We start from the raw sequence: 21512 nt of genomic DNA on the forward strand, positions 1-21512 counted from the left end.
GAGGAAAACCCGATGCAGCCTCGTATGCAGAACCCCGCCATGATCCTGTCCGGCGCGATGCAGCCCATTCAGGACATCTTCAAGGCCGTGCACTCCGGCGGGGTGGAGGGGCAGACGCTGGAGCTGGTGCACCTGCGGGTCAGCCAGATCAACGGCTGCAGCGCCTGCGTGGACGGCGGCGTGAAGACGGCCCGCAAGTCCGGGGTGAGCGAGGAGAAGCTGGCCACGGTCGCCGCCTGGCGGGAGACCCCGTACTTCACCGATGAGGAGCGGGCGGCGCTCGCGCTGGCCGAGGCCGCCACCCGGCTGGCCGACCGCGCCGACGCGGTCAACGACGAGGTCTGGGACAGCGCCGCCACCTACTTCGACGAGAAGCAGCTGGCCGCGATCGTCCTGATGATCGGTGTCACCAACATGTTCAACCGGCTCAACGCCACCACCCGGCAGATCGCCGGCGCGTGGGGGTAGGGCAGGCCGCTCCCCGGGCGACAGGCACTGATCCGTCGCCTCGCAAGACAGATGACTCGCGGACAAGGAGATTCCCACCATGAGCGAAACGAAGACGACCACCAAGAGCGCCGCGGCCGGCAGCAAGTTCGACGGGTTCACCGACGACGAACGGGCCGCGATGAAGGAGCACGCCCAGGAGCTGAAGAAGGCCGCGCGCCGCGGTTCGGGCGCGAAGGCCGACACAGAGCGGGACGTGCTCGAGAAGATCGCCGAGATGGCGGAGGCGGACCGGGTCATCGCCGAGCGGATCCACGCCATCGTCAAGGCCGACGCCCCGTCCCTGACGGCGAAGCTCTGGTACGGGCAGCCCGCCTACGCGAAGGACGGCAAGATCATCTGCTTCTTCCAGCCCGCCCAGAAGTTCAAGACGAGGTACGCGACCCTCGGCTTCAACGACCCGGCGAACCTCGACGACGGCGCCATGTGGCCGACCGCCTTCGCGCTGACGGAGCTGACCGCCGCCCACGAGGCGAGGATCAGCGCGCTCGTGCAGCAGGCGGCGAGCTGAGGCCCCCTTACCGGGTCACCCCCACTGGCCGACCTGGTAGTCGCCGGCGGGCTGCTGGGTGATGACGTTCATGCGGTTGAAGGTGTTGATGGCGGCGATGAGGGACACCAGGGCGGCGAGCTGGTCCTCGTCATGGTGCTTGGCGGCGTTCGCCCAGGCCTCGTCGGTGACGCCACCGGCGGCGTCGGCGATGCGGGTGCCCTGCTCGGTCAGTTCCAGGGCGGCCCGCTCGGCCTCGGTGAAGACCTTGGCCTCACGCCAGGCCGCGATCAGGTTGAGGCGTACGGAGGTCTCGCCGGCGTGCACGGCCTCCTTGGTGTGCGCGTCGAGGCAGACGGCGCAGCCGTTGATCTGGCTGGCGCGGATCTTCACCAGCTCCTGCGTCGCGGCCGGCAGCGTCGATTCCTGCACGGCCTTGCCCGCCGAGCTGAGGTACTTCAAGAACTTGGTCGCGACGGGGTTGCTGTAGAAGTCGAAGCGGGCTTCCATGGCGGTCTCCTTGCCGTGTTCGCTGTTACGTCCCACTGACGGAACAGCTCGGCGAAAGGTGACCGCCCGGCGAAGGGGATGCGCGTCACGTTCGACGATCGGCTCGACGGGGTGAGTTGCCGAGCCGATACGACGACGCGCCTCAGGGGTGGAGGAACGCGGGCATCGAGAAGAAGACGATCATGGCGATCGCCACGCAGACCAGGAACCCGACGACCTCCCAGGCCCAGTCGAAGTGCCGGTTCTGGCGGCGGCGGGGCTTCTCGGGCCGGGCGCTGTACTCCGGGCGCTTCTTGGGCACCGGACGGGCGCGGATCGGGCGCGGGGCCAGGAGAGAGGGCTCCGGGGCCCGCGAGGCGAAGGTCCCTTGGGGTTCCTCGTCAGGTGGAGCAGGGGTTCTCCTGCTCGATGAGGAGGAGGGCCTGGGGAGGGTGGGGGGCTTCGGGGGCGCCTTGTCGTACAGGGGCAGGCGGTAGACCGGTTCGGCGGGCCTCACGGGCTCGGCCGGCTTGGGGGTGCGCCTGGCCGGCTCGGACTTGGCGGGCTTGGTGCGCCTGGCCGACTTGGGGCGGGGGCGGAAGAGGGGCGCCGCGTCGCGGGCCGGCTCGTTCGTCCGCGGCGGTTGCTGGAGCGGGCGGGCGGGGCCCTTGTGCACCAGTACGTCGGGGTGCGGGTCCCTGGGGGCCAGGATGTCGCCGTCGTCGTCATCCGAGAACGGCCTCGGGACATCTCTGGGCAGGATCACGTCGCCGGTCGCGAAGGGCTCAGGGGTGTCCCTGGGTAAGATCACGTCGCCGGTCGCGAAGGGCTCCAGACCGCCGAAAGGCTCGTCGGGCGGGTCCTGGAAGAACGGATGGATGTGGGGCGGCACTGGGGTCCTCCCTGTGAAGGGTGGAGCTGTTTGTGGTGTGCCGGGCTGGTCGGGCCGCGTGCCGTCCACCGCCGCCAGAGGATCTCTGAGAGACGGGGTGGGGCCCAGCGGATCGTGCAGACGCTGGGCGGAGGCCAACGGGTCCCTGAGGGGGGAGCGGGCGGTCGAGGCCGTGCCGTCGCCGAAGAAGGAGACCGGAGTCGAGCTCCGGCCCTCTCCGAAGAACGAGCGTGGCGTTGAGGACGGGGCTTCTCCGAAGGGGACGTGCGAGGCCGGGAATTCTCCGCGGCGCGGTGCGGACTCCGGGGAGTTGTTCAGTGCGGGCATCGGGGCCGTGGTGGCGGAGTGCTCGGGCACGTGCGACGGCGACGGCGGCGTCAGCAGCTCGGCCGGGAAGATGACCGTGCTGGTCGCCGGGTCCTCGTCAGCCAGGGGCTGGGGCCACATCGGCGGGCTGGGCCAGCGGGGCTTGACGAAGAGAGGGCCGGGGCTGGCGGAACGGGAGCCCGCGAAGTGGATGCGGAGGGCTCCGGGCGGCTGCGCCCAGGGGAGGCGGCCGATGATGTCGGCGAGCGGGGCCACGCCCAGGGCGCCGTACACGTCGGCCACCGGCTTGGGCACGCGGACCCCGGTGGAGGACAGCGCCGTCACCAAGGCGTGCCGGAAGTGGTGGGCCGCCCCCACCGCCAGTTCCTCGGCGGTGTCCGGGGCGACGTCGAGTACCCACGCCAGCTCCGCCTTGCTCATCCCGCAGACCGCGCACAGCACCAGCACTTCACGCTGGTGTGGTCGCAGCTCGCGGAAGGTGCGCTCGACGAGGGCGGAGGCGGGGTCGATCAGCGGATCGATGGAGGGGGGCGCGAAGACGATGTCCCGCCGGTGGATCTCGCGGCGGGCGAACGCGTAGAGAGCGGCGCGAGGCGCTTCGGCGGCGGAGGGAACGCCGGCGACGCTGGAGAACAAGGTCACCAGTACGTCGGACGCGGAGCCTAGGTCGCCGAGCTGGTCAGCGCAGTACGCGAACAGCCCAGCGGCATGGCGGTCGTAGAGCTCTGCGATCAACTCGGCGCGTCGGCGCTGATCGGTGAGCGGCTGAGACACGGGGCCGGATCCTCTTGCTGTGAGCGGACGCTGAGGGTGAGGGGCTGAAGTTCGTGAATTTCGTTCGGGGTGTTCGTCAGGACTTTGTGGAGGTATAGGTCAGAAGTTCGTGGAGGTAATCATGCCAAGACACCACGGTCCGGCGCACTACCACTTCAACATTTGGGGTAAATATCCAGCTCAACTGAAGCGTTTCAGCTGGATCCCAGGACGACACGGTGGTCCGGAGCGCCGTAGTCTGTGCTGCGATAGATCATGCGGCGGTCGTGGCACGGGGGCTGCGGCCCCTGCCACAGAAGCCTGAAGCGAAAGTTCGCGCGTGATCACATTCGACGCTGTCACCAAACGCTACCCAGACGGAACGATCGCCGTGGACCGTCTCGACCTCGAGGCGCCCACGGGAGAGATCACCGTGCTCGTCGGCCCCTCGGGCTGCGGGAAAACCACATCCCTCCGGATGATCAACCGGATGATCGACGCCTCCGAGGGCCAGATCCTCCTCGACGGCACGCCGGTGCAGGGCATCGACCCGCCGACGCTGCGGCGCGGCATCGGGTACGTCATCCAGCAGGCCGGCCTGTTCCCGCACCGCAAGATCGTCGACAACATCGCCACGGTCCCGTACCTGCTCGGCTGGGACAAGAAGAAGGCCCGCTCCAGAGCCATGGAGCTGCTCGAACGGGTCGGCCTCGACCCGGCGCTGGCCGGTCGCTACCCCTTCCAGCTCTCGGGCGGGCAGCAGCAGCGCGTGGGCGTGGCCAGGGCGCTGGCCGCCGACCCGCCCGTGCTGCTCATGGACGAGCCGTTCAGCGCGGTCGACCCCATCGTGCGTACGAGCCTGCAGGACGAGCTGCTCAGGCTCCAGTCCGAGCTGAACAAGACCATCGTGTTCGTCACGCACGACATCGACGAGGCCATCAAGCTGGGCGACCGCGTGGCGGTGCTGCGGGTGGGCGGCAAGCTGGCGCAGCTCGCCGCTCCCAAGACGCTGCTGTCCGAGCCGGCCGACGACTTCGTGAAGGAGTTCCTGGGGCACGACCGGGGGATCCGGCGGCTGCAGTTCATCTCGACGGACGGGCTGCGGCTGCGTACCGACCTGACCGACACCGCGGACGACCCGTGGCGGCTGGTCATGGAGGACGGCCGGCCGACCGGGTGGGTCTCCCGGGAGCGGCCCGACGAGCTGGAGCCGTACGGGACGTTCGTGTACGGGCGCGACTCCATGCGCACAGCCCTCGACGCGGCGCTGCTGTCGCCGTCCGGCTGCGCGGTGGCCGTGGACGAGCAGGGCAAGGTCGTCGGCGTGGCCACCAGGGAGACGCTCGACAAGGCGCTCGCGGAGGCGGCAGATGGCTGACGGCCCTCCTTCCCTATGGGAATGGATCGGGCGTAACTGGGATACCGGCCGGGTCGACAGCATCAAGAACCTGCTCCTCGACCACCTGACCATGTCCCTCGTGCCGATCCTGTTCGCGCTGGTCGTCGCGCTGCCGCTGGGGCTGGCCTGCGTGCGCTGGCGCTGGCTCTACCAGCCGACCGCCGGCTTCATGAACGTCGTCTACGCGCTCCCCTCACTGCCGGTCTTCATGCTGCTGATCTCGGTGACCGGGCTGTCGCAGACCACGGTGATCATCCCGCTGACCTTCTACGGCATGGCCGTGCTGATCCCGGCCGTCGTGGACGGGCTCGGCTCGGTGCCCGACCACGTGCGGCAGTCGGCGGTCGCGATGGGGTTCACGCCGCTGCGCAGGCTGCTCGCGGTCGAGCTGCCGATCGCCGTCCCGGTGGTGCTGGCGGGCCTGCGGGTGGTCGCGGTCTCCAGCATCAGCCTGGTCAGCGTGGGTGCGCTGATCGGGCAGGGCGGGCTCGGCGGGCTGTTCACGCGGGCGTACCAGAACCCGTTCATGCCGCCGGTGATCGTCGGGATCGTGCTGATCGTGGCGCTGGCGCTGGTCGCCGACGGGCTGCTGGTGCTGGCGCAGCGGCTGCTCACTCCATGGGTACGGGCCCGAAGGGGGCAGGGATCGTGAGCTGGCTCACCGACTTCTTCGGCTGGCTGGCCGACTTCTTCGGCAACGGCGCCAACTGGTCCGGCCCCGACGGCATCCCCATGCGCCTGCTGGAGCACCTGGAGTTCTCGGCCCTGGCGCTGGTCCTGGCCGTGGTGATCGCGGTGCCGCTGGGCCTGCTGATCGGCCACACGGGCCGGGGCGAGGTGCTGGTCGCCGTCACCGCGAACCTGGCCAGGGCGCTGCCCACGCTGGGCCTGCTGGTGATGTTCGTGCTGCTGCTGGGCACGGCGTCGAGCCTGCCGGTGATCGTCCCGCTGGTGCTGCTGTCGGTGCCGCCGATCCTGGTGAACACGTTCGAGGGCATCAAGGGGGTCGATCCCGAGCTGCGCGACGCCGCGTACGGGATGGGGCTGCGCGGCGGGCAGGTGCTCGGGCGGGTGCTCGTCCCGGTCGCGCTGCCGCTGATCCTGCTGGGATGCCGGCTGTCGGCGATCCAGGTCGTGGCCACCACCACCGTCGCCGCGTACACCGGGCTCGGTGGTCTGGGGCGGTTCGTGATCGACGGTTTCGCGACGAAGGATTACGAGAGCGTCGTCGGCGGTTCAGTACTGATTGTGCTGTTTGCCCTGATGGTCCAGATATTGTTCACGCTTGCCCAGAGGGTGACGGTCTCCCCGGGCGTGAGCCAGCGGCTGAAGGTCCGATAGTCTCCTGTATTACCTCCCGCTTAGAAGGGAAAAGCAAGATGGGACGCAAGTACGGCATCGCCGGGGTGTTCGTTTCGGCGATGCTCGCGCTGGCCGCCTGTGGCGGTGGCGGCGGTGGCAACACTGGGGGCAACCCGCTCGACACCTCGAGTGCCGCCCCCAGCGGTTCGGCTTCGAGCGGGGGCGGGGGCAAGGCCGTCGTCGGGTCCTTCGACTTCGACGAGAGCGTGCTGCTCGGGTCGATCTACGCCCAGGCGCTGCAGGCCAAGGGCGTGCAGGTCGAGGAGAAGCCGCGCATCGGCAGCCGCGAGGTCGTGATCGACCAGGTCAAGAGCGGTGGCCTGACCATCGTGCCCGAGTACAACGGCAACCTGCTGGCCTTCGTCGACCTCAAGAACACGGCCGCGACCACCGACGAGGTCAACGCCGCACTGAAGGAGAAGCTCCCCGCCGAGCTGGAGGTGCTCGACTCCTCCCCGGCCGAGGACAAGGACAGCCTGTCCATCTCCAAGGACACCCAGACCAAGCAGTCGCTGAACACCATGGAGGACCTGGCCAAGGTCTCCAAGGACTTCGTCGTCGGCGGCCCGCCCGAGTTCAAGAAGCGGTGGGAGGCGCGGTTCAAGGAGGTCTACGGGATCGAGTTCAAGCAGTGGAAGCCCACGGGCCCGACCACCGCTGACGCGATCAAGGACGGCACGATCCAGGTCGGCAACGTGTTCACCACCGACCCCAAGATGACGGCCAACAACCTGGTGCCGCTGCAGGACCCCAAGAACATCTTCCCCGCCCAGAACGTGACGCCGCTCCTCAACAAGGCAGCCGCGACCGACACGATCAAGACCACGCTGAACGCCGTCTCGGCGAAGCTCACCACGCAGTCCCTCCTGGACATGATGCAGAAGATCTCCGTCAACAAGGACGAGCCCGGCACCGTGGCCAAGGAATGGCTGACCACCAACGGCCTCGGCTGACGCCTTTTTCCGGTGCGGGTCCCCGCCGTCCGGGGGCCCGCACCGCTAGGTTCGTGCCGTGAGCGAGTTCACGGAGGCGATGGCGCAGCTCGCGGCCGGGGTGGCCGTGGTGACCGTACGCGATGGGCGCGACGACCTCGGCACCACGGTGTCGGCGCTGATGTCGGTCTCGCTGGAGCCCCCGCTCCTCCTGGTGAGCCTGGCCAGCGGCGGCTACCTCAACGAGGTCCTGCTCCGGCAGGACCGCTGGGCGGCCTCGCTCCTGTCGTCCGGCCAGGCGGCCATCGCCAGCCGCTTCGCCACCGCCGGCCGGCCCAGCGCCCGGCTGCTGCTGGCGGGCACGCCGCATCACCGGGGAACGCACTCGGACGCGCTGGTGGTGGAGGGCGGGGTGGCCGCCCTGGAGGCCGAGACCACCAAAGTGGTCCCGGCCGGGGATCACACCCTCTTTATCGCCACCGTCCTCGCGGTCCCCTACGTCGAGGCCGCTCTCCAGCCTCTGGTACGGCTCCGCTCCCGCTACCGCCCGATCGGGTCGTGAGCGCTCAGCGGATCACGTACCACGTGGGGAGGAGCAGCGGGCCCGCGGCGGGGAGACCGAGCTCGGCGGACAGGCGGGCGAGGGGGCCCCACGCGTCCAGGCGCAGGCGGGCCAGGGCGGCGGACTTGTCCTCGCTCGAGTCCGGCCCGCGCAGCCGCTCCAGCGGGTTGAGCCGGGGGTAGGCGCGTACGGGGGCGTCGTCGGGGAGGCCGGCCCGCTTCCTGGCCAGGACCAGCGCGTCCTCCAGGCCCCCCAGCTCGTCCACGAGCCCGCTGGCGTGCGCGTCGGCGCCGGTCCAGACGCGGCCGCGGGCCAGCTCGTGCGCGCGTTCCCGGGTCAGGTCGCGGCTCGCGGCGACCTTGCCCACGAAGTCATCGTAAATACGGTCGAGCCAGGCGTTCACGCGGTCCCATTGCTCGGGGGAGAAGCCGCGAGATGTGGAGAACATTCCCGCGTTAGCCCCGGACGCCACCATTTCCGAATTTATGCCGATTTTTTCGAGCATTTCCGCGACGACGGGCTTGCCGCCGTACACGCCGATCGAGCCCGTCAGCGTGCCGGGCTGGGCCACGATCACGTCGGCGGCCATCGCCACGAAGTAGCCACCGGACGCCGCCAGGTCGCCCATCGAGACGATCACCGGCTTGACCTTGCGCGTGAGGGTCACCTCGCGCCAGACCGTGTCGGAGGCCACGTACGAGCCGCCGGGGCTGTCCACCCGGAACACGACCGCCTTGACGTGCTCGTCCCGCCGGGCCGCCCGGAAGGCGGCACTGATCGTGTCGGAGCCCATCGCCCCGCCCCCGCCGAGCGGGCTGCGCCCGCTGCGGCCGGTCCTGATCATGCCCGTGCCGTGGATGAGCGCGATCCCGTCCGCCGTCGGGTGCGGCAGCTTCCGCACGGCCGCGCCCCTGGCGTACCTGGACACGTACAGCAGGTGCGAGTCGTCGCCCGCCGCCTGCTTGACCTGCTCGTACACCTCGTCCCGGTACGCCAGCCCGTCGACCAGCCCGGCCTCCAGCGCCTCGGAGGCGGTGAACGGGCCGCGGTCGATCAGCTCCCGCACCTTGCCCGGGTCGAGCCGGCGCCCGTCGGCGATGCCCGCGCTGAGGCTGTCGGTGACCGACTCGACGATGCGGCCCATGGACTCGCGGTGCGGCTCGGTCATGTGGTCCTGGGTGAAGGTGTTGACGGCGGTCTTGTACTCGTGCCGCTGCCCGGCCTCGTACCCGACGCCCAGCTTCGTCAGGGCCCCCTTGACGAAGCGCTGCTCCAGCGCCACCCCGGTCAGCCCGACGTCGCCACTCGGCTGCAGGTAGACGCGCTCGAACGCGGTGGCCAGGTAGTACGGCACCGTACCGCCGCCGAACTCCCCGAACGTCTCCGAGAACGCGACGGTCAGCTTGCCCGACGCCCTGAACTGGATCACCGCCTGGCGCAGCTCCTGCACCATGGCCAGGCCCAGCGGGTTGCCCCCGATCCTCACCACCAGCGCCTTGACCCTGGAGTCCTGCCTGGCGCGCCTGAGCCCGGACAGGACGTCGGACAGGCGCGTCTTGCGCATGGACAGCACCGCGGCGAGCGGGTCCGCCGGCGGGCCCTCGGTGAGGCCCTCTGTGAGATCGAGCTCCAGCACCAGCGGGGCCGTGCGCCGCTGACGAAGCTTGTCGACGGTTTCGAAGATCGCCTTTCCTGCCTCCATGAACACACCCTAAGCGACCCAATACGAAATGCGTTTAGGGATCTTTGCCTGAGGTGTCCACCCCTTGGCGGCATAGTTCTCCTATGAGTTCGGTCACCAAGCCCGCCCACGTCTTCGGCCGTGATCGTGAATGGGCGGGCCTGGTCAGGTTCGCCACATCGCCCAGCCCCGACGTGCGGCTCGGCATCGTGAGCGGGAGGCGGCGCCTGGGCAAGACCTACCTCCTCGACGCCTTGATCCGGGAGGTCGGCGGATTCTTCTTCGCCGCCACGGACGAGATCGAGACCGAGGCGCTGGCCCGTTTCGGCCGGGCCCTGGCGCCACACACCGAAGGCGGGCGATACGCGTTCGCCAACTGGAACGAGGCGCTGGAGCGGCTGTTCTCCGTCGTTCCGGAGGGGCTCATCGTGAGCGACGAGTTTCCTTACCTGAGCAGGGTCTGCAACCGGCGTGGAGCGATGGTTCGCCGTACGCGGCCTCGAAGATTTCGGGCGCCGGCTGCTCGATCCTGGTGCGCGGGGATGACCACGGCGACGAACGCTGGGCGCTGACCTGCCGCTGGGAGATCCACCCCGACGGGCATGCCGAGGTGGCCGAGCTGATGGACTGGTTGGCCGCCCGGCTCCACAAGAACGAGTCCTTTTTCGGGTACCAGCGCTGGTACGAGCACGATGAGCCGGAGTTGCTGAGCGTCCGCGACGGGAAGGTTGTGGCGCGTCGCGATGGCGCGTTCGGGCCGCCGTTCTGGGCTGAACCTGACGAGGAGTGAGAGACCGACCGCCGTTCCGCGGGTCTTTCATCCACCACGATGCCATCCACCGCCTGCGACATCACCGACGCCGCCAACGCCATCGCCGCTGAAGGCCGCCCCGTCGATCCCGACGACCTGGCCACCATCTCGCCCTGCATCACCCACGTCATCCGCCGGCTCGGCAACCGGACACCCGCCGCCCGCCTTGATCTTGAGTCCCGCGTCCTGTTCGCCCCATGGCCCGGCGAACCGCCACTTGGGTGAGGCCGGCTGCGGGAATGACGCTGGCGACAAGTAGTGGTATGCCCGTCGCCTTCCCGCCTCCACGTGCACGACAGCTAGCCTGTTCGGCAGGGCTTTGGCGGGTGCAGGGCCCCGGCGAGTGAGGGAGACGATGTCGGCGACGCGACTGCTGGTCCTTGGCGTGGTGCGGCTGCACGATCAGGCACACGGCTATCTGGTGGGCTCCGAACTGGAGTCGTGGGAGGCCGGGCAGTGGGCAGGGCTCAGGTCGGGCTCGATCTACCACGCGCTGCGTCAGCTGGCCAAGGAAGGTCTTCTGGACACCAGCGAGGTGCACGAATGGCCGGGCCGCGTCGATTACGCCATCAACGAGAAGGGCGAGGCGGAGTTCCTCGGGCTGCTCAGAAGCGCCCTCAGGGTGCCCGATCGGCGTCCGGAGCTGCTCAACGCAGCCCTTGTGCTGCTACCCGCGCTGCCCGAGGAGGAAGTGATCGCGCTGCTCAAGGAGCGGGTACGCGCTCTGGAGGGCGAGCGGGAGCAGATCGTGGCCACGGCCCAGGAGGGAAAGCGCCCAAGGAACGTGAGAGAGCTGTTCACCCTGCGTGCGGCGCAGGCGGCGGGTGAGGCGGCGTGGATCCGTGACCTGATCGGGCGGCTGGAACGCGGTGAGGAGCCGGCCTGATCAGCCGGAGACCGGTTTGACGGCGGGAAGGTGGATCAGCCATAGTTCGATACCCAAATTTGGTTAACCAAATTTGGGTATCTCGAAGGAGTTTCATGCGCATCACGACAGCGGTACTTCTGGCGCTCGTCTCGATCCCCGCAACCTCGATCCCGGCAGCGGCGAACGCCGCCTCCGCCTGCCGGACGGTCAGCGCCGAGGTGGCGGTGACCTCCAGCGGCCCCGCCGACCAGCGCGTCGCCGGCACTCTGTGCCTGCCGCGCGGCCGTGCCACCACCGTTCAGCTGCTCATTCCCGGCGGCTTCTACGGCCAGGCCTACTGGCGCATGCGCGGCGACCGGCAGCGCCCCTCGTACGTGGAGACGATGACCGCCGCCGGGTACGCCACGCTGGCCATCGACCGTCTCGGCACCGGGGCGAGTTCCTACCCGCCGAGCGCCCGCTTCGGGCAGGACACCCACCAGATCGTCATCCGCCAGCTCATCCGGCAGTTGCGCGAGGGTCGTCTGGGCGGTGGCCGGTTCGCCAAGGTCGTTCTGGTCGGCCACTCGCTGGGCTCGACCCTCGCCCGCACCGTGGCCGCCGAACATCCGGCGGAGGTGGACGGCGTCATCCTGACCGGCGAATCGAGCGTGCCGAACGAGGCCGCGTTCGAGCAGATGGGCGCGGGAATCTATCGCGCCGCCGACGACCCCCGCTTCGCTGATCGCGGGCTCGACGACGGCTACCTCACCACCCGGCCCGGCCTGCGGGCCACCTGGTTCTACCACCGGCCCAACGCCGACCCCAAGGTCATCGCCGCCGACGAGGCCACCAAGACGACGGACGTCTTCCCTCCCGGCGACTCCTACACCCCGCCCTCGATCAACAAGCAGATCCAGGCCCCCGTACTGATCGTCAACGGCGAGCATGACCAGCTGCTGGCCGGAGCCCGTTCCTCCTCCGCCGCGCTGCACGCCCAGGAGGCCCCCTTCTACGGTCCCCGCGCCAAGCTGGAGACCGTCCTGGTCCCCGGCACCGGGCACGTGCTCAATGGCCACCGCACCGCGCCCCACTGGTTCGCCCAGACACGCGAGTGGGCCGACCGCCGCGTGGGCGGAGCGGCGCGATGAGCCAGGAGCCGATCGACAGCCCGACCGGGTGGGTGGCCAGGCACGTGAAGAGCTACACCGAGTCCGGCGGCGCTCGCGGTCACCTCTTCCACGGCGCCCCCACGCTGCTGATCACGACGATCGGCCGCCGCTCGGGACTTCCCCGGCGCACCGCCCTCATCTACGGCCGCGACGGCGACCGCTACCTCGTGGTCGCCTCCAACGGCGGCGCCGCCGACCATCCGCTCTGGTTCCACAATCTGCTCGCTCAGCCGCAGGTCAAGGTGCAGGTCGGGGCCGAGGTGTTCGATGCGGTGGCCCGCCCGGCGGCCGAGGACGAGCGGCCCCGCCTGTGGGAGACGATGACCGGGATATGGCCGCGCTACATCGGCTACCAGCGAGAGACGCCAAGGCAGATCCCGATCGTGGTCATCGAGCGGGCGGCAATGCCAGACCTCGGCAGCGATGCTCCTGCCCATCTCGTTGACCGCACGCACGAGGTCGGACATGCCCTTGGCCAGTTTTGAGATCGTTTTCTATGTCTCAAATCCCAAGTTTCACGATCATTGGGCTGGACCCCCACCCGGCCTTTCATAAGCGGTCGTCATCTTGAGCCGCTGATCGTTGCATGGCCTATGACCTGGGTGGCCTCGTTGGAGACAGTGTCCACAACGAGGCCGTGGTGGTCGGGGACCGCCGATCAGCAGGGACCGATTGTTGCCGGAATGCCCGGAGAGCGAGAGCCGCTCCGCCTGCCGCCTCAGTACTGTGACTTCGCATGACCGACACCGAGATCGCGATCACCGCAGACCTGGTCCGCGACCTGCTGCAGGAGCAACATCCAGACCTTGCAGGGCTGGCCATCCGCGAGGTGGCGGGCGGCTGGGGCAACCAAATGTGGCGGCTCGGGGACGAGTTGGCCGTGCGCATGCAGCGCATGGACCCTACGCCGGAGCTCCAGCTCAAGGAGCGGCGGTGGCTACCTGTGCTGGCCCCGCGCCTGCCGCTCCCGGTGCCGACCCCGGTGCGGTTCGGCGAACCGTCCGAGCGCTTCCCCAAGCACTGGACCGTGATGACGTGGGTTCCCGGCGAGCCGCTGGACCACGGCTCGATCAGCCGCGGCGCCCACGCGGCCGACACGCTGGCGGGCTTCCTCAGGGCGCTCCATGTGGAGGCGCCCGCCGAGGCCCCGGCCAGCTCGGACCGCGGCGCTCACCCCAAGAGGTGCACGGACGGCTTCGAGCGGTTCTTGCAGGCCATTGACCCCGACGCCGTCGGCGATGTCCGCGCCGTCCGGGCCGTCTGGGCCGATGCCGTCGCGGCCCCCGAGTGGGAGGGCCCGCCGATGTGGCTGCACGGTGACCTCCATCCCGCGAATGTCGTCGTCTCGGACGGGACGCTCTCGGGCGTGATCGATTTCGGTGACTTGTTCGCCGGCGACCCCGCGTGGGACCTCGGCGCCGCGTGGGTGCTGCTCCCCGCGGGCGCGGCCGCACGGTTCTTCGACGCGTACGCGCACGCGGACGAGGCAACGATCAGGCGCGCCCGCGGGCTGGCCGCTATGAAGAGCCTCTTCCTGATGCTCATGGGGCAGAACGGCGATCGGGGCCTTCCCGGCGGGAAGCCGAACTGGGGACCTGCAGGCAGGGCGGCACTTGATCGTGTTCTGAAGGGCGTTTGACGCACACTTCTTGAACTTGTTCTCGATCTTGGTTGAGGGGCATGCGGCAGCCCACCTTCGTGGGTTCATCGATCAACGCGCGTGGTGGGGATGCCAAGGTTCGCCGCTCGGTATCGGTCTTGGACGGGGCGATCCGAAGCGGAGGCACGATTGGGCCAGTGGACGGGAGTCGGTAGCCGGTCCACCAGTTCCTCCAGGGTGGGCGTCAGCCGGCCCACCGCTTCGCCGGTCAACGGGTGGGGTGACCGGCGAGCGGAGCGAGCGGGGTTTTCGGGGCGGTGTCCAGCAGGCTGACCACCCAGTAGGGCAGCGGGTGGGTGGGCCGTCTAGTAGTGGGTGCGCAGGGCCGCGTACACGTCGATGCGGGGTGTTGTGGCCTCGGCCTCCGCGCTCGTGTACGTGATCGGCTTGCCCGTGCGCTTCAAAGCGTCCACCATGCTGTCCACCCCGGCGCGTGGCCGCTTCTGGTGGAGGAGGGCCAGGGAGCCGGCCACGTGTGGCGCGGCCATGGAGGTGCCGTTCAGCGTCGCGTACGTGTTGCCCGCGATCGCACCCTTGATCGACACCCCGGGCGCGAACACGTCCAGGAGCGTCCCACGGTTCGAGAAGGCGGCCACCGCGTCCTGCTTGTCCGTGGCACCGACCGCGACCGTGTTGGAGACGCACGCGGGCCACGACACCGCGGACTCGAAGCCGTTGTTGCCCGAGGCGACCACCGTGGCGGTGCCCTTGGCGAGGAGCTTGTCGACCTCGGTCTTGAAGTCGGCCCCGTCGCCCGTGTCGCAGGCCTCGGTGTACTGGCCGCCGCCCAGGCTCAGGTTGACGGAGGCGATGTTGTACTGGTCCGCCAGCAGGTCCGCGTACGCCATGCCGGTCAGGACCGACGAGTCGTACGCCAGGATGCAGACGGGGCGGCCGGCGCAGTACGGGGAGTTGTCGAAGCGGCTGAACACCTGCACCGGCACGATCTGGGCCTTGGGTGCGACGCCGCTGGCCGGGAAGTCGGCGGTGGCCTGGCCGGCGGCGATGCCGGCGACGTGCGTGCCGTGGTAGCACAGGCCGTACTGCGGCTGCGGGGCGCCCGTCATGCAGGCGGCCGTCTCGGCGTTGGCGGCGCCGTCGCCGATCTGGAACTGGCTGCCGTTCGGGCACAGCGGCGTGGAGTTGTCGGCCGGGTCGGTGGCCGAGAAGCAGGCCTGGGCGACGATGCGATTGCCGAAGGCGGGGTGGTCGTTGTCGATGCCGCTGTCGATGATCGCGACGGCCGTGCCCTTGCCGGTGAAGCCCTTGCGGTGTGCCCGGTCCGCGCCGATCAGCGGGATGCTCTCGACGAGCGAGGGCTCGTTGAGCCTGTCCTTGCGGATCGAGACCACGTCGGACTGCTCGGCGATCTGCTCGAGCTCCGCCCGGGTGCCCCGGTAGACGAAGAAGTCGAGCTTGCCGGCCACCTCGGAGGGCGGCTCCGCGTAGACGTTCTTCTTGTCCCGCTTGACCTCCTCCGCGCTGGACTGGACGGACCGCACCTGCGCGGGCTGTTGCACGCGGACGATGGCGCGGTGCTCGCCGGTCGCGGTGATCGCTGGGTCGATCTTGGACTCGGGGTCGGCCAGGGCGGGTGTGGCGACCAGCGCGGCCGAGGTGGCGGCTAGTGCGATGGCGCCGGCCAGCAGAGACGAGAGTCTCAACTGTTCCTCCGGGGGTTGAGGGAGCGAGGGGGTTGAGGAGGGTGAAGAGCGTGAGGGGAGTGAGGGGGTGTTTGTCGTTAAGAGTAACGATTGGTGTAATCACGCAGCGAAAAGGGCCGGATCCCGCCGATCCGGCCCTTGTGGCCGGCACCCCGCCGTCCGGCCCTCGCAGCCGGACCCCGCCGTCCGGCCTTCCCCGCGCCGATCAGGCGCGGGCGCCCGCGGTGGCGCGCTCGGCGTCGATCCGCGTGGTGGTCACTGAGGTGCCCGCCGCGTCGTAGCGGATGGGCGTGCCCGTCTCCTGCAGCCGCTGCAGGCTCTGCGCGACCGTGAAGGCCGGGTACGCCTGCTTCATCAGCGCGAACATCCCCGCCACGTGCGGCGCGGCCATCGAGGTCCCGCTCTTCTCCGCGTACGTGTTGTTCGGCACGGAGGAGTTGATGTTCACCCCTGGCGCGAACAGGTCGAGCAGCGGCCCCCGGTTGGTGAAGGAGGCCAGCGCGTCGGAGTCGTCGGTGGCGCCCACCGTGACCGCGTTGGAGATGCAGGCGGGGGTGGCGACGCCGTTCGGGAAGCCGTTGTTGCCCGCCGCCACCACGGGGGCCACGCCCAGGCCCACCAGCGTGTCGAACTCGGGCTTGACCGCCGCGGCGGACGCGTCCGTGTCACAGGCCTGGGCGTACGGGCCGCCCCCGCCGAGGCTCATGTTCACCGAGGCGATGTTGTGCGTCTTGGCCACCCGCGCGATGTACTCGAGCGCCAGCTTCTGGTCGGAGGTGTAGCTGAGGAAGCACGGCGCGGAAACGCCGCCGATCAGGCAGGTCATCGGGTTGTCCACGCGGCTGAAGACCTGGACCGGGAGGATGCCCGCCTCGGGGGCGACGCCGTTGGACGGCGCCCCCGTGGCCAGCCGGCCGGCCGCGATGCCGGCCACGTGCGTGCCGTGGGAGCAGGCGTTCGCACCCCTGATGACGCACTGGGCGGTCTCGGCGTCCGCCGCGCCGGGACCGGTCTGGCTGGGCTGGTTGTTCGGGCAGAGCGAGACGGCGCCGTCGCTGGCGTCGGAGGAGGAGAAGCACGCCTCGTCCACGATCCGGCCGGCGAAGAACGGGTGGTCCCGGTCGATCCCCGTGTCCAGGACGGCGACGGTGGCGCCCCGGCCGGTCCAGCCGGCCTGGTTCGCCCGGTTCGAGCGGATGACGGCGGTGCTGACGTCAAGGGTGGGCATGCGCAGCTCGTCCTTGTAGACGGACTGGACGCGGTTGTCCTTCTTGAGCTTGGCCAGCGTGGGGCCGTCCACCTCGGCCACGAAGAAGTGCGGTGACTGCGCGGACTCCAGGACCCGGCTGCCGTCCGACGCCTTCTCGATGTCGCGCGCGACGGCCTCGACGCTCTGCCCGGGCTTGAGCTGGATGATGGAGCGCACCCTGGACTTCGCCTCGACCTCCGCGGCCAGCGACGGGCTGATGATCGGATCGCCCGAGTCGGCGTGGAGCGCCGGGCCCGTACAGAGCCCGGCGACTGTTGCGGCCAGCGCCGTGGCGCCGGCCAACAGAGTTCGTAGCCTCACTTGTTCCTCCGAGAGCTCCTGGCTCGCTTACAGCCGCATACATCCCCACCTGCGACAACTGTGATGTCGGTGGTCTATGTAGCCCAGAGAAACGTTGGAGGCTTTTTTGCCTTCCTGCGGCCCTAGCCGCCTAGCACTGGCTATTTGACGGTTTTCGCCGCCTTCCGCAATGCCGCCGCGGTCGACTTGCCGTTCAGCCGCACCTTCTCGGCGGTGGTCAGCTTCTTGGTGCTGTTCGTGCCGTGCGCCCAGTTCAGCCAGGACGTGAGCAGCGCGCTGTCCAGCTTGGCCTTGCTCGCCTTGGTGCTCTTCAGCACCCGGTACGCCTTGCCGAGCGAGGACGCCTTCGTGACCTCGGGGAACACCTTGCTCGACTTGCCGATCAGCTTGAGGTAGCAGGTGAGCGTGGCGTCCGGGATCGTGCCGCTGCTGCGGTGGATCTCCACGGCCCACTGCTTGGCCGACAGCTTGGTGGCGTTCGTGCCCCGCGTGCAGACCTGCGCGGTGGTCTTCGGGGTCGGCGTGATCGTCACCGTGACGGTGACCGTGGGCAGCGGGACCGGCGAGGTGGAGGTCGAGGGCTGCGGCGTGGGGTCGGCCGGGTCGTCGGGCTCGGGGCTGGGGCCGCTGCTGTCCGACGGGTCGGGCTCGGGGGCGGGGTCCTCGGTCGGCACGCCCGGGGACTGCGTGATGGTCGGCTGCGGCGAGGCGCCGGCCAGGGCCGCCGCCAGGTCCAGGCGCGGCGTGCTGACTTGCTGGCCGTTGGCCTGGTACGAGTACGGCCTGCCGGTCGTCTTCAGCGTGTTGATCAGGTCGGCCATCGGCGTCTGCGGCGAGGCCTGCTTCATCAGCGCCAGCGCGCCTGCCACGTGCGGGGTCGCCATCGAGGTGCCGCTGAAGACGGCCGTCCGGTTGTCCGGCACGGAGGACTCGATGTCCACGCCCGGCGCGAACAGGTCCACGATGGCCCCGCGGTTGGAGAAGTCCGCGATGACGTCGTTGTTGTCGTTCGCCCCGACGGCCACCGCCGAGGAGATGCAGGCCGGGTACGACGCCCCCTCGAAGAACTCGTTGCCCGCGGCGACCACGGTCGCGATGCCCTTGGCCAGCAGGGCGTCGATCTTCGGCTTGAAGATCAACCCTTCCTCGCTGGAGTCGCAGTCGGTCTCGGACAGCTCGCCGCCCAGGCTCAGGTTCACGGCGGCGACCGGCTCGGTCAGGCCGGCCACGTAGTCCATGGCCTGCCTCAGCGACGACTCGAACGCCAGCAGGCACGACGGCTCGCCGCAGATGTCCTCGTCGTTGACCCGGCTGAAGACCTGCACCGCCACGATGTTCGCGCCCGGCGCGACGCCGCCGGTGCCGGCCGCGATGCCCGCGACGTGGCTGCCGTGCTCGCACAGGTTCGCGCCGTCGGCCAGGCACTTGGCCGTCGTGGCGTCCGCCGCGCCCGCCCCGGTCTGTGACGTCTGCCCGTTCGGGCAGAGCGACTCGACGCCGGCCTCCACGGCGGAGAAGCAGGCCTCGGCCACGATCCTGTTCCCGAACCACGGGTGGTCGCGGTCGATGCCGGTGTCCAGCACGGCCACCGCCTGCCCGGTGCCGGTGTAGTTCTTGGCGTGTGCCTGGTCGGCCCCGATCAGCTTGAGGTTGGGGCTCACGTCCACCGGCGCGTACGTCCTGTCCCGGTGGATGGACGTGACCCGCGGGTCGTCGGCCAGCTTGGCCAGCTCCTCCGCGGTCCCCTCCACGACCATGAACGACTGGTTCTGCGGCTGCATCACCACGTCCACGCTCTCGGCGGCCGCCTGGCTCGCGACGGGCGCGTGCTGCGCCGGGTCGGTGAGCTCGACGATGGCCCGCACGGAGCCGCCGTCGACGCCTAACCCCTCCTCCACCTTGGCGGGGGGATCGCCGGGGGTGGAGGTTGTCTCTTCCACGACGCTCGGACTGGGAGTCGGATCCTCCGCGTAGGCCGGCGCCGACAACGGCAGCAGAGCCAACACGATCGAGCTCACGATCAGGGGGCGAAGTCGCACGCGTCCTCCGAGAGGGGGATGATCTCGGAGTTTAGGGTGATTTTCCGGACAGAGACAGGTCTCCGGCCCGGTTTCTCACCGAACTTTCAGCGGGCGCACCTCAAACGTTCAGCGTTTCCCCCTCGTGCGTGAGCCACACCGCGCCGAGCGGCGGCACCCTCAGCGTGGTCGAATGCGGCAGCCCGTGCCACGGCTCGTCGTCGGCCTCGACCACGCCCATGTTGCCCACGCCGCTGCCCCAGTAGTCGTAGGCGTCGGTGTTGACGATCTCCGACCACTGGCCGGAGTAGGGGAGGCCGAGCCGGTAGCTCTCGTGCGGCGCGCCGCTGAAGTTGATGACGCACGCCAGCGCGGACCCGTCGTCGGCGTAGCGGACGAACGAGAACGTGTTACCGGAGGCGTCGTCGGCGTCGATCCATCGGAACCCCTCGGGCTTGGAGTCCTGCTGCCACAGCGCCGGGGTCTCCTTGTAGATCCGGTTCAGGTCGCGGACCAGCCGCTGCACGCCCTGGTGCCCGTCGAACTCCAGCACCCACCAGTCGAGCCCGCGCTCCTCCGACCACTCCGAGCCCTGGCCGAACTCGCCGCCCATGAACAGCAGCTGCTTGCCCGGATGCGCCCACATGAACGCCAGCAGCGCCCGCAGCTGCGCGAACCGCTGCCACTCGTCCCCGGGCATCTTGCCGAGCAGCGACCCCTTGCCGTGCACGACCTCGTCGTGGGACAGCGGCAGCACGTAGTTCTCGGAGTAGGCGTACAGCAGCGAGAACGTCAGCTGATGGTGGTGGTACTGGCGGAAGATCGGCTCGTGGCGCAGGTATTCGAGCGTGTCGTGCATCCACCCCATGTTCCACTTGAACCCGAACCCGAGCCCGCCCAGGTGCACCGGTCGCGAGACCCCAGGCCACGCCGTCGACTCCTCGGCGACGGTCGAGATGCCGGGCGTCTCCCGGTAGGCGACGGAGTTCATCTCCTTGAGGAACTCGACCGCGTCGAGGTTCTCCCTGCCGCCGTAGACGTTGGGCGTCCACTCGCCCTCGCGCCGCGAGTAGTCGAGGTAGAGCATCGACGCCACCGCGTCCACCCGCAGCCCGTCGATGTGGAACTCCTTGAGCCAGTAGAGCGCGTTGGCCACCAGGAAGTTGCGCACCTCCCTGCGGCCGAAGTCGAACACGTACGTGCCCCAGTCGGGGTGCTCGCCCCTGGCCGGGTCGGCGTGCTCGTAGAGGGGGGTGCCGTCGAAGCGCGCCAGCGCCCAGTCGTCCATCGGGAAGTGCGCCGGCACCCAGTCCAGCAGCACGCCGACACCGCGCCGGTGCATCAGGTCCACGAAGTGGCGGAACTCGTCGGGCGTGCCGAACCTGGCCGTCGGCGCGTAGTAGGACGTCACCTGGTAGCCCCACGACCCGCCGAACGGGTGCTCGGCCACCGGCAGCAGCTCCACGTGGGTGAACCCCATGTCGACCACGTACGCGGACAGCTGCTCGGCCAGCTCCATGTACGACAGGCCCGGCCGCCAGGACCCCAGGTGCACCTCGTAGATGCTCATCGGCCCGTCCTGCGGATGGCTCTCGGCCCGGTCCGCCACCCACTGGTCGTCCGCCCAGGCGTAGGCGGACCTGTCGACCACGGAGGCGGTCAGCGGCGGCACCTCGGTGCGCCTGGCCATCGGGTCGGCCTTGTCCCGCCACACGCCGTCGGCGCCCAGGATCTGGAACTTGTACCGCTCGCCCGCGCCGACGTCCGGGACGAACAGCTCCCACACCCCGGAGCGGCCCAGCGACCGCATCGGGTAGGCGGTGCCGTCCCAGTGGTTGAAGTCGCCGACAACCCGGATGCCGCGCGCGTTGGGCGCCCAGACGGCGAACGCCGTGCCCTCGACGTCCTCGTGCTCCATCACGCGGGCGCCGAGCGCCTCCCACAGCCGCTCGTGCCGCCCCTCGCCGATGAGGTGCAGGTCCACTTCGCCGAGCGTGGGCCAGTGCCGGTACGGGTCGCGGACCTCGTACGGGTCGTGGTCGGCGTACTTGACGCTCAGCGCGTAGCCGGGCACCTTGTCCAGGCCGGGGACGGTGACCTCGAACACCCCGTGGGCCTGGTGTTTCATGTCGTGGGCCGTACCGTCCTCCAGCACCACCCGCACCTGCTCGGCCAGCGGGCGCAGCGTGCGGAAGACCACCCCGCCGGACACGGGATGCGCTCCCAGCACGGAGTGCGGATCGTGGTGTGCCCCACCCGCGAGGCGGTCGAGCTCTGTCCTCATCGGCATGCTCCCAACCTTGCCCTATGATGACCGTCCATCTCAGGCACTGCCCGCTTTCACCGAGACAATCACCGAAAGTGCGAAATCCTGGG

The 21512-nt window shown here is 69.7% G+C and carries 21 protein-coding genes; 14 read left to right on the forward strand and 7 right to left on the reverse strand.

The genetic code is table 11. The features are described from left to right. Positions 1-12: 12 nt before the first annotated feature. Together ACWDX9_RS03460 and ACWDX9_RS03465 are read left to right on the forward strand one after the other, a co-directional pair. A complete protein-coding gene (locus ACWDX9_RS03460) occupies positions 13-468 on the forward strand; it encodes a carboxymuconolactone decarboxylase family protein (RefSeq protein WP_449948493.1) in 456 nt (151 codons plus the stop codon). Between the two features lie 79 nt (positions 469-547). Continuing rightward, complete coding sequence (locus tag ACWDX9_RS03465; protein WP_449948495.1) at positions 548-1018, forward strand: iron chaperone; 471 nt, start codon at positions 548-550, stop codon at positions 1016-1018. A gap of 15 nt (positions 1019-1033) precedes the next feature. Here ACWDX9_RS03465 and ACWDX9_RS03470 read toward each other — a convergent pair whose 3' ends face one another. Both ACWDX9_RS03470 and ACWDX9_RS03475 read right to left on the reverse strand, forming a co-directional pair. Then, complete coding sequence (locus ACWDX9_RS03470) at positions 1034-1507, reverse strand: carboxymuconolactone decarboxylase family protein (protein ID WP_449948498.1); 474 nt, start codon at positions 1505-1507, stop codon at positions 1034-1036. A 142-nt stretch (positions 1508-1649) separates the two neighbouring features. After that, positions 1650-3479, reverse strand: a complete 1830-nt coding sequence (locus tag ACWDX9_RS03475; RefSeq protein WP_449948501.1) for a hypothetical protein — start codon at positions 3477-3479, stop codon at positions 1650-1652. Between the two features lie 319 nt (positions 3480-3798). On the opposite strand from ACWDX9_RS03475, the gene ACWDX9_RS03480 reads away from it, so the two are divergent. The 5 genes from ACWDX9_RS03480 to ACWDX9_RS03500 are packed head-to-tail and all read left to right on the forward strand — an operon-like array spanning position 3799 to position 7713. Next, on the forward strand, positions 3799-4836 hold the full coding sequence (locus ACWDX9_RS03480; RefSeq protein WP_449948504.1) for an ABC transporter ATP-binding protein: 1038 nt from the start codon (positions 3799-3801) through the stop codon (positions 4834-4836). After that, the gene (locus tag ACWDX9_RS03485) at positions 4829-5509 is read left to right on the forward strand and encodes an ABC transporter permease (protein WP_449948506.1); all 681 of its coding nucleotides are present in this window, start codon (positions 4829-4831) and stop codon (positions 5507-5509) included. The genes ACWDX9_RS03480 and ACWDX9_RS03485 overlap by 8 nt, the downstream gene beginning before the upstream one ends. Further along, positions 5506-6198 carry an ABC transporter permease gene (locus ACWDX9_RS03490; protein ID WP_449948509.1) on the forward strand — a complete coding sequence of 231 codons (693 nt, stop codon included), beginning with the start codon at positions 5506-5508 and terminating at the stop codon, positions 6196-6198. The genes ACWDX9_RS03485 and ACWDX9_RS03490 overlap by 4 nt, the downstream gene beginning before the upstream one ends. Before the next feature lie 38 nt (positions 6199-6236). Continuing rightward, complete coding sequence (locus ACWDX9_RS03495; RefSeq protein ID WP_449948512.1) at positions 6237-7172, forward strand: ABC transporter substrate-binding protein; 936 nt, start codon at positions 6237-6239, stop codon at positions 7170-7172. A 58-nt stretch (positions 7173-7230) separates the two neighbouring features. Further along, on the forward strand, positions 7231-7713 hold the full coding sequence (locus tag ACWDX9_RS03500) for a flavin reductase family protein (protein WP_363976399.1): 483 nt from the start codon (positions 7231-7233) through the stop codon (positions 7711-7713). A gap of 4 nt (positions 7714-7717) precedes the next feature. Here ACWDX9_RS03500 and sppA read toward each other — a convergent pair whose 3' ends face one another. Beyond that, entirely contained in the window at positions 7718-9415 is a 1698-nt protein-coding gene (gene sppA, locus ACWDX9_RS03505) for a signal peptide peptidase SppA (protein ID WP_449948514.1), read from the reverse strand. Positions 9416-9498: 83 nt separating this feature from the next. On the opposite strand from sppA, the gene ACWDX9_RS03510 reads away from it, so the two are divergent. The 7 genes from ACWDX9_RS03510 (at position 9499) to ACWDX9_RS03540 (ending at position 13863) form a co-directional block, all read left to right on the forward strand. Then, complete coding sequence (locus tag ACWDX9_RS03510) at positions 9499-9966, forward strand: hypothetical protein (protein ID WP_449948516.1); 468 nt, start codon at positions 9499-9501, stop codon at positions 9964-9966. Further along, on the forward strand, positions 9927-10184 hold the full coding sequence (locus tag ACWDX9_RS03515) for a hypothetical protein (RefSeq protein WP_449948519.1): 258 nt from the start codon (positions 9927-9929) through the stop codon (positions 10182-10184). Before ACWDX9_RS03510 ends, ACWDX9_RS03515 begins: the two co-directional genes overlap by 40 nt. 39 nt (positions 10185-10223) lie before the next feature. Then, a complete protein-coding gene (locus tag ACWDX9_RS03520; RefSeq protein ID WP_449948522.1) occupies positions 10224-10430 on the forward strand; it encodes a hypothetical protein in 207 nt (68 codons plus the stop codon). A gap of 130 nt (positions 10431-10560) precedes the next feature. Further along, positions 10561-11091 (forward strand): PadR family transcriptional regulator, encoded by a 531-nt coding sequence (locus ACWDX9_RS03525; protein WP_449948525.1) that lies wholly within the window; start codon positions 10561-10563, stop codon positions 11089-11091. 95 nt (positions 11092-11186) lie between these two features. Then, complete coding sequence (locus ACWDX9_RS03530; RefSeq protein WP_449948528.1) at positions 11187-12203, forward strand: alpha/beta hydrolase; 1017 nt, start codon at positions 11187-11189, stop codon at positions 12201-12203. Then, a complete protein-coding gene (locus ACWDX9_RS03535; protein ID WP_449948531.1) occupies positions 12200-12709 on the forward strand; it encodes a nitroreductase family deazaflavin-dependent oxidoreductase in 510 nt (169 codons plus the stop codon). The genes ACWDX9_RS03530 and ACWDX9_RS03535 overlap by 4 nt, the downstream gene beginning before the upstream one ends. A gap of 251 nt (positions 12710-12960) precedes the next feature. Then, complete coding sequence (locus ACWDX9_RS03540) at positions 12961-13863, forward strand: aminoglycoside phosphotransferase family protein (protein WP_449948535.1); 903 nt, start codon at positions 12961-12963, stop codon at positions 13861-13863. A gap of 326 nt (positions 13864-14189) precedes the next feature. On the opposite strand, the gene ACWDX9_RS03545 is transcribed toward ACWDX9_RS03540, so the two are convergent. The 4 genes from ACWDX9_RS03545 to glgB form a co-directional block, all read right to left on the reverse strand. Next, positions 14190-15548 carry a S8 family peptidase gene (locus ACWDX9_RS03545; RefSeq protein ID WP_449948539.1) on the reverse strand — a complete coding sequence of 453 codons (1359 nt, stop codon included), beginning with the start codon at positions 15546-15548 and terminating at the stop codon, positions 14190-14192. A 205-nt stretch (positions 15549-15753) separates the two neighbouring features. After that, complete coding sequence (locus tag ACWDX9_RS03550) at positions 15754-17118, reverse strand: S8 family peptidase (protein WP_449948542.1); 1365 nt, start codon at positions 17116-17118, stop codon at positions 15754-15756. 140 nt (positions 17119-17258) lie between these two features. Then, positions 17259-19157, reverse strand: a complete 1899-nt coding sequence (locus ACWDX9_RS03555; RefSeq protein WP_449948544.1) for a S8 family peptidase — start codon at positions 19155-19157, stop codon at positions 17259-17261. 100 nt (positions 19158-19257) lie between these two features. Next, the gene (gene glgB / locus ACWDX9_RS03560; RefSeq protein WP_449948731.1) at positions 19258-21420 is read right to left on the reverse strand and encodes a 1,4-alpha-glucan branching protein GlgB; all 2163 of its coding nucleotides are present in this window, start codon (positions 21418-21420) and stop codon (positions 19258-19260) included. Positions 21421-21512: the final 92 nt, after the last annotated feature.

The organism is Nonomuraea sp. NPDC003201 (assembly GCF_053590415.1).

What these genes read in the sequence shown, in the direction of transcription:
- ACWDX9_RS03460 (WP_449948493.1), top strand. Translation starts at nt 13, where the DNA reads ATGCAGCCTCGTATGCAGAACCCCGCCATGATCCTGTCCGGCGCGATG.
- ACWDX9_RS03465 (WP_449948495.1), top strand. Translation starts at nt 548, where the DNA reads ATGAGCGAAACGAAGACGACCACCAAGAGCGCCGCGGCCGGCAGCAAG.
- ACWDX9_RS03470 (WP_449948498.1), bottom strand. Translation starts at nt 1,507, where the DNA reads ATGGAAGCCCGCTTCGACTTCTACAGCAACCCCGTCGCGACCAAGTTC.
- ACWDX9_RS03485 (WP_449948506.1), top strand. Translation starts at nt 4,829, where the DNA reads ATGGCTGACGGCCCTCCTTCCCTATGGGAATGGATCGGGCGTAACTGG.
- ACWDX9_RS03495 (WP_449948512.1), top strand. Translation starts at nt 6,237, where the DNA reads ATGGGACGCAAGTACGGCATCGCCGGGGTGTTCGTTTCGGCGATGCTC.
- sppA (WP_449948514.1), bottom strand. Translation starts at nt 9,415, where the DNA reads ATGGAGGCAGGAAAGGCGATCTTCGAAACCGTCGACAAGCTTCGTCAG.
- ACWDX9_RS03510 (WP_449948516.1), top strand. Translation starts at nt 9,499, where the DNA reads ATGAGTTCGGTCACCAAGCCCGCCCACGTCTTCGGCCGTGATCGTGAA.
- ACWDX9_RS03520 (WP_449948522.1), top strand. Translation starts at nt 10,224, where the DNA reads ATGCCATCCACCGCCTGCGACATCACCGACGCCGCCAACGCCATCGCC.
- ACWDX9_RS03525 (WP_449948525.1), top strand. Translation starts at nt 10,561, where the DNA reads ATGTCGGCGACGCGACTGCTGGTCCTTGGCGTGGTGCGGCTGCACGAT.
- ACWDX9_RS03530 (WP_449948528.1), top strand. Translation starts at nt 11,187, where the DNA reads ATGCGCATCACGACAGCGGTACTTCTGGCGCTCGTCTCGATCCCCGCA.
- ACWDX9_RS03535 (WP_449948531.1), top strand. Translation starts at nt 12,200, where the DNA reads ATGAGCCAGGAGCCGATCGACAGCCCGACCGGGTGGGTGGCCAGGCAC.
- ACWDX9_RS03540 (WP_449948535.1), top strand. Translation starts at nt 12,961, where the DNA reads ATGACCGACACCGAGATCGCGATCACCGCAGACCTGGTCCGCGACCTG.
- glgB (WP_449948731.1), bottom strand. Translation starts at nt 21,420, where the DNA reads ATGAGGACAGAGCTCGACCGCCTCGCGGGTGGGGCACACCACGATCCG.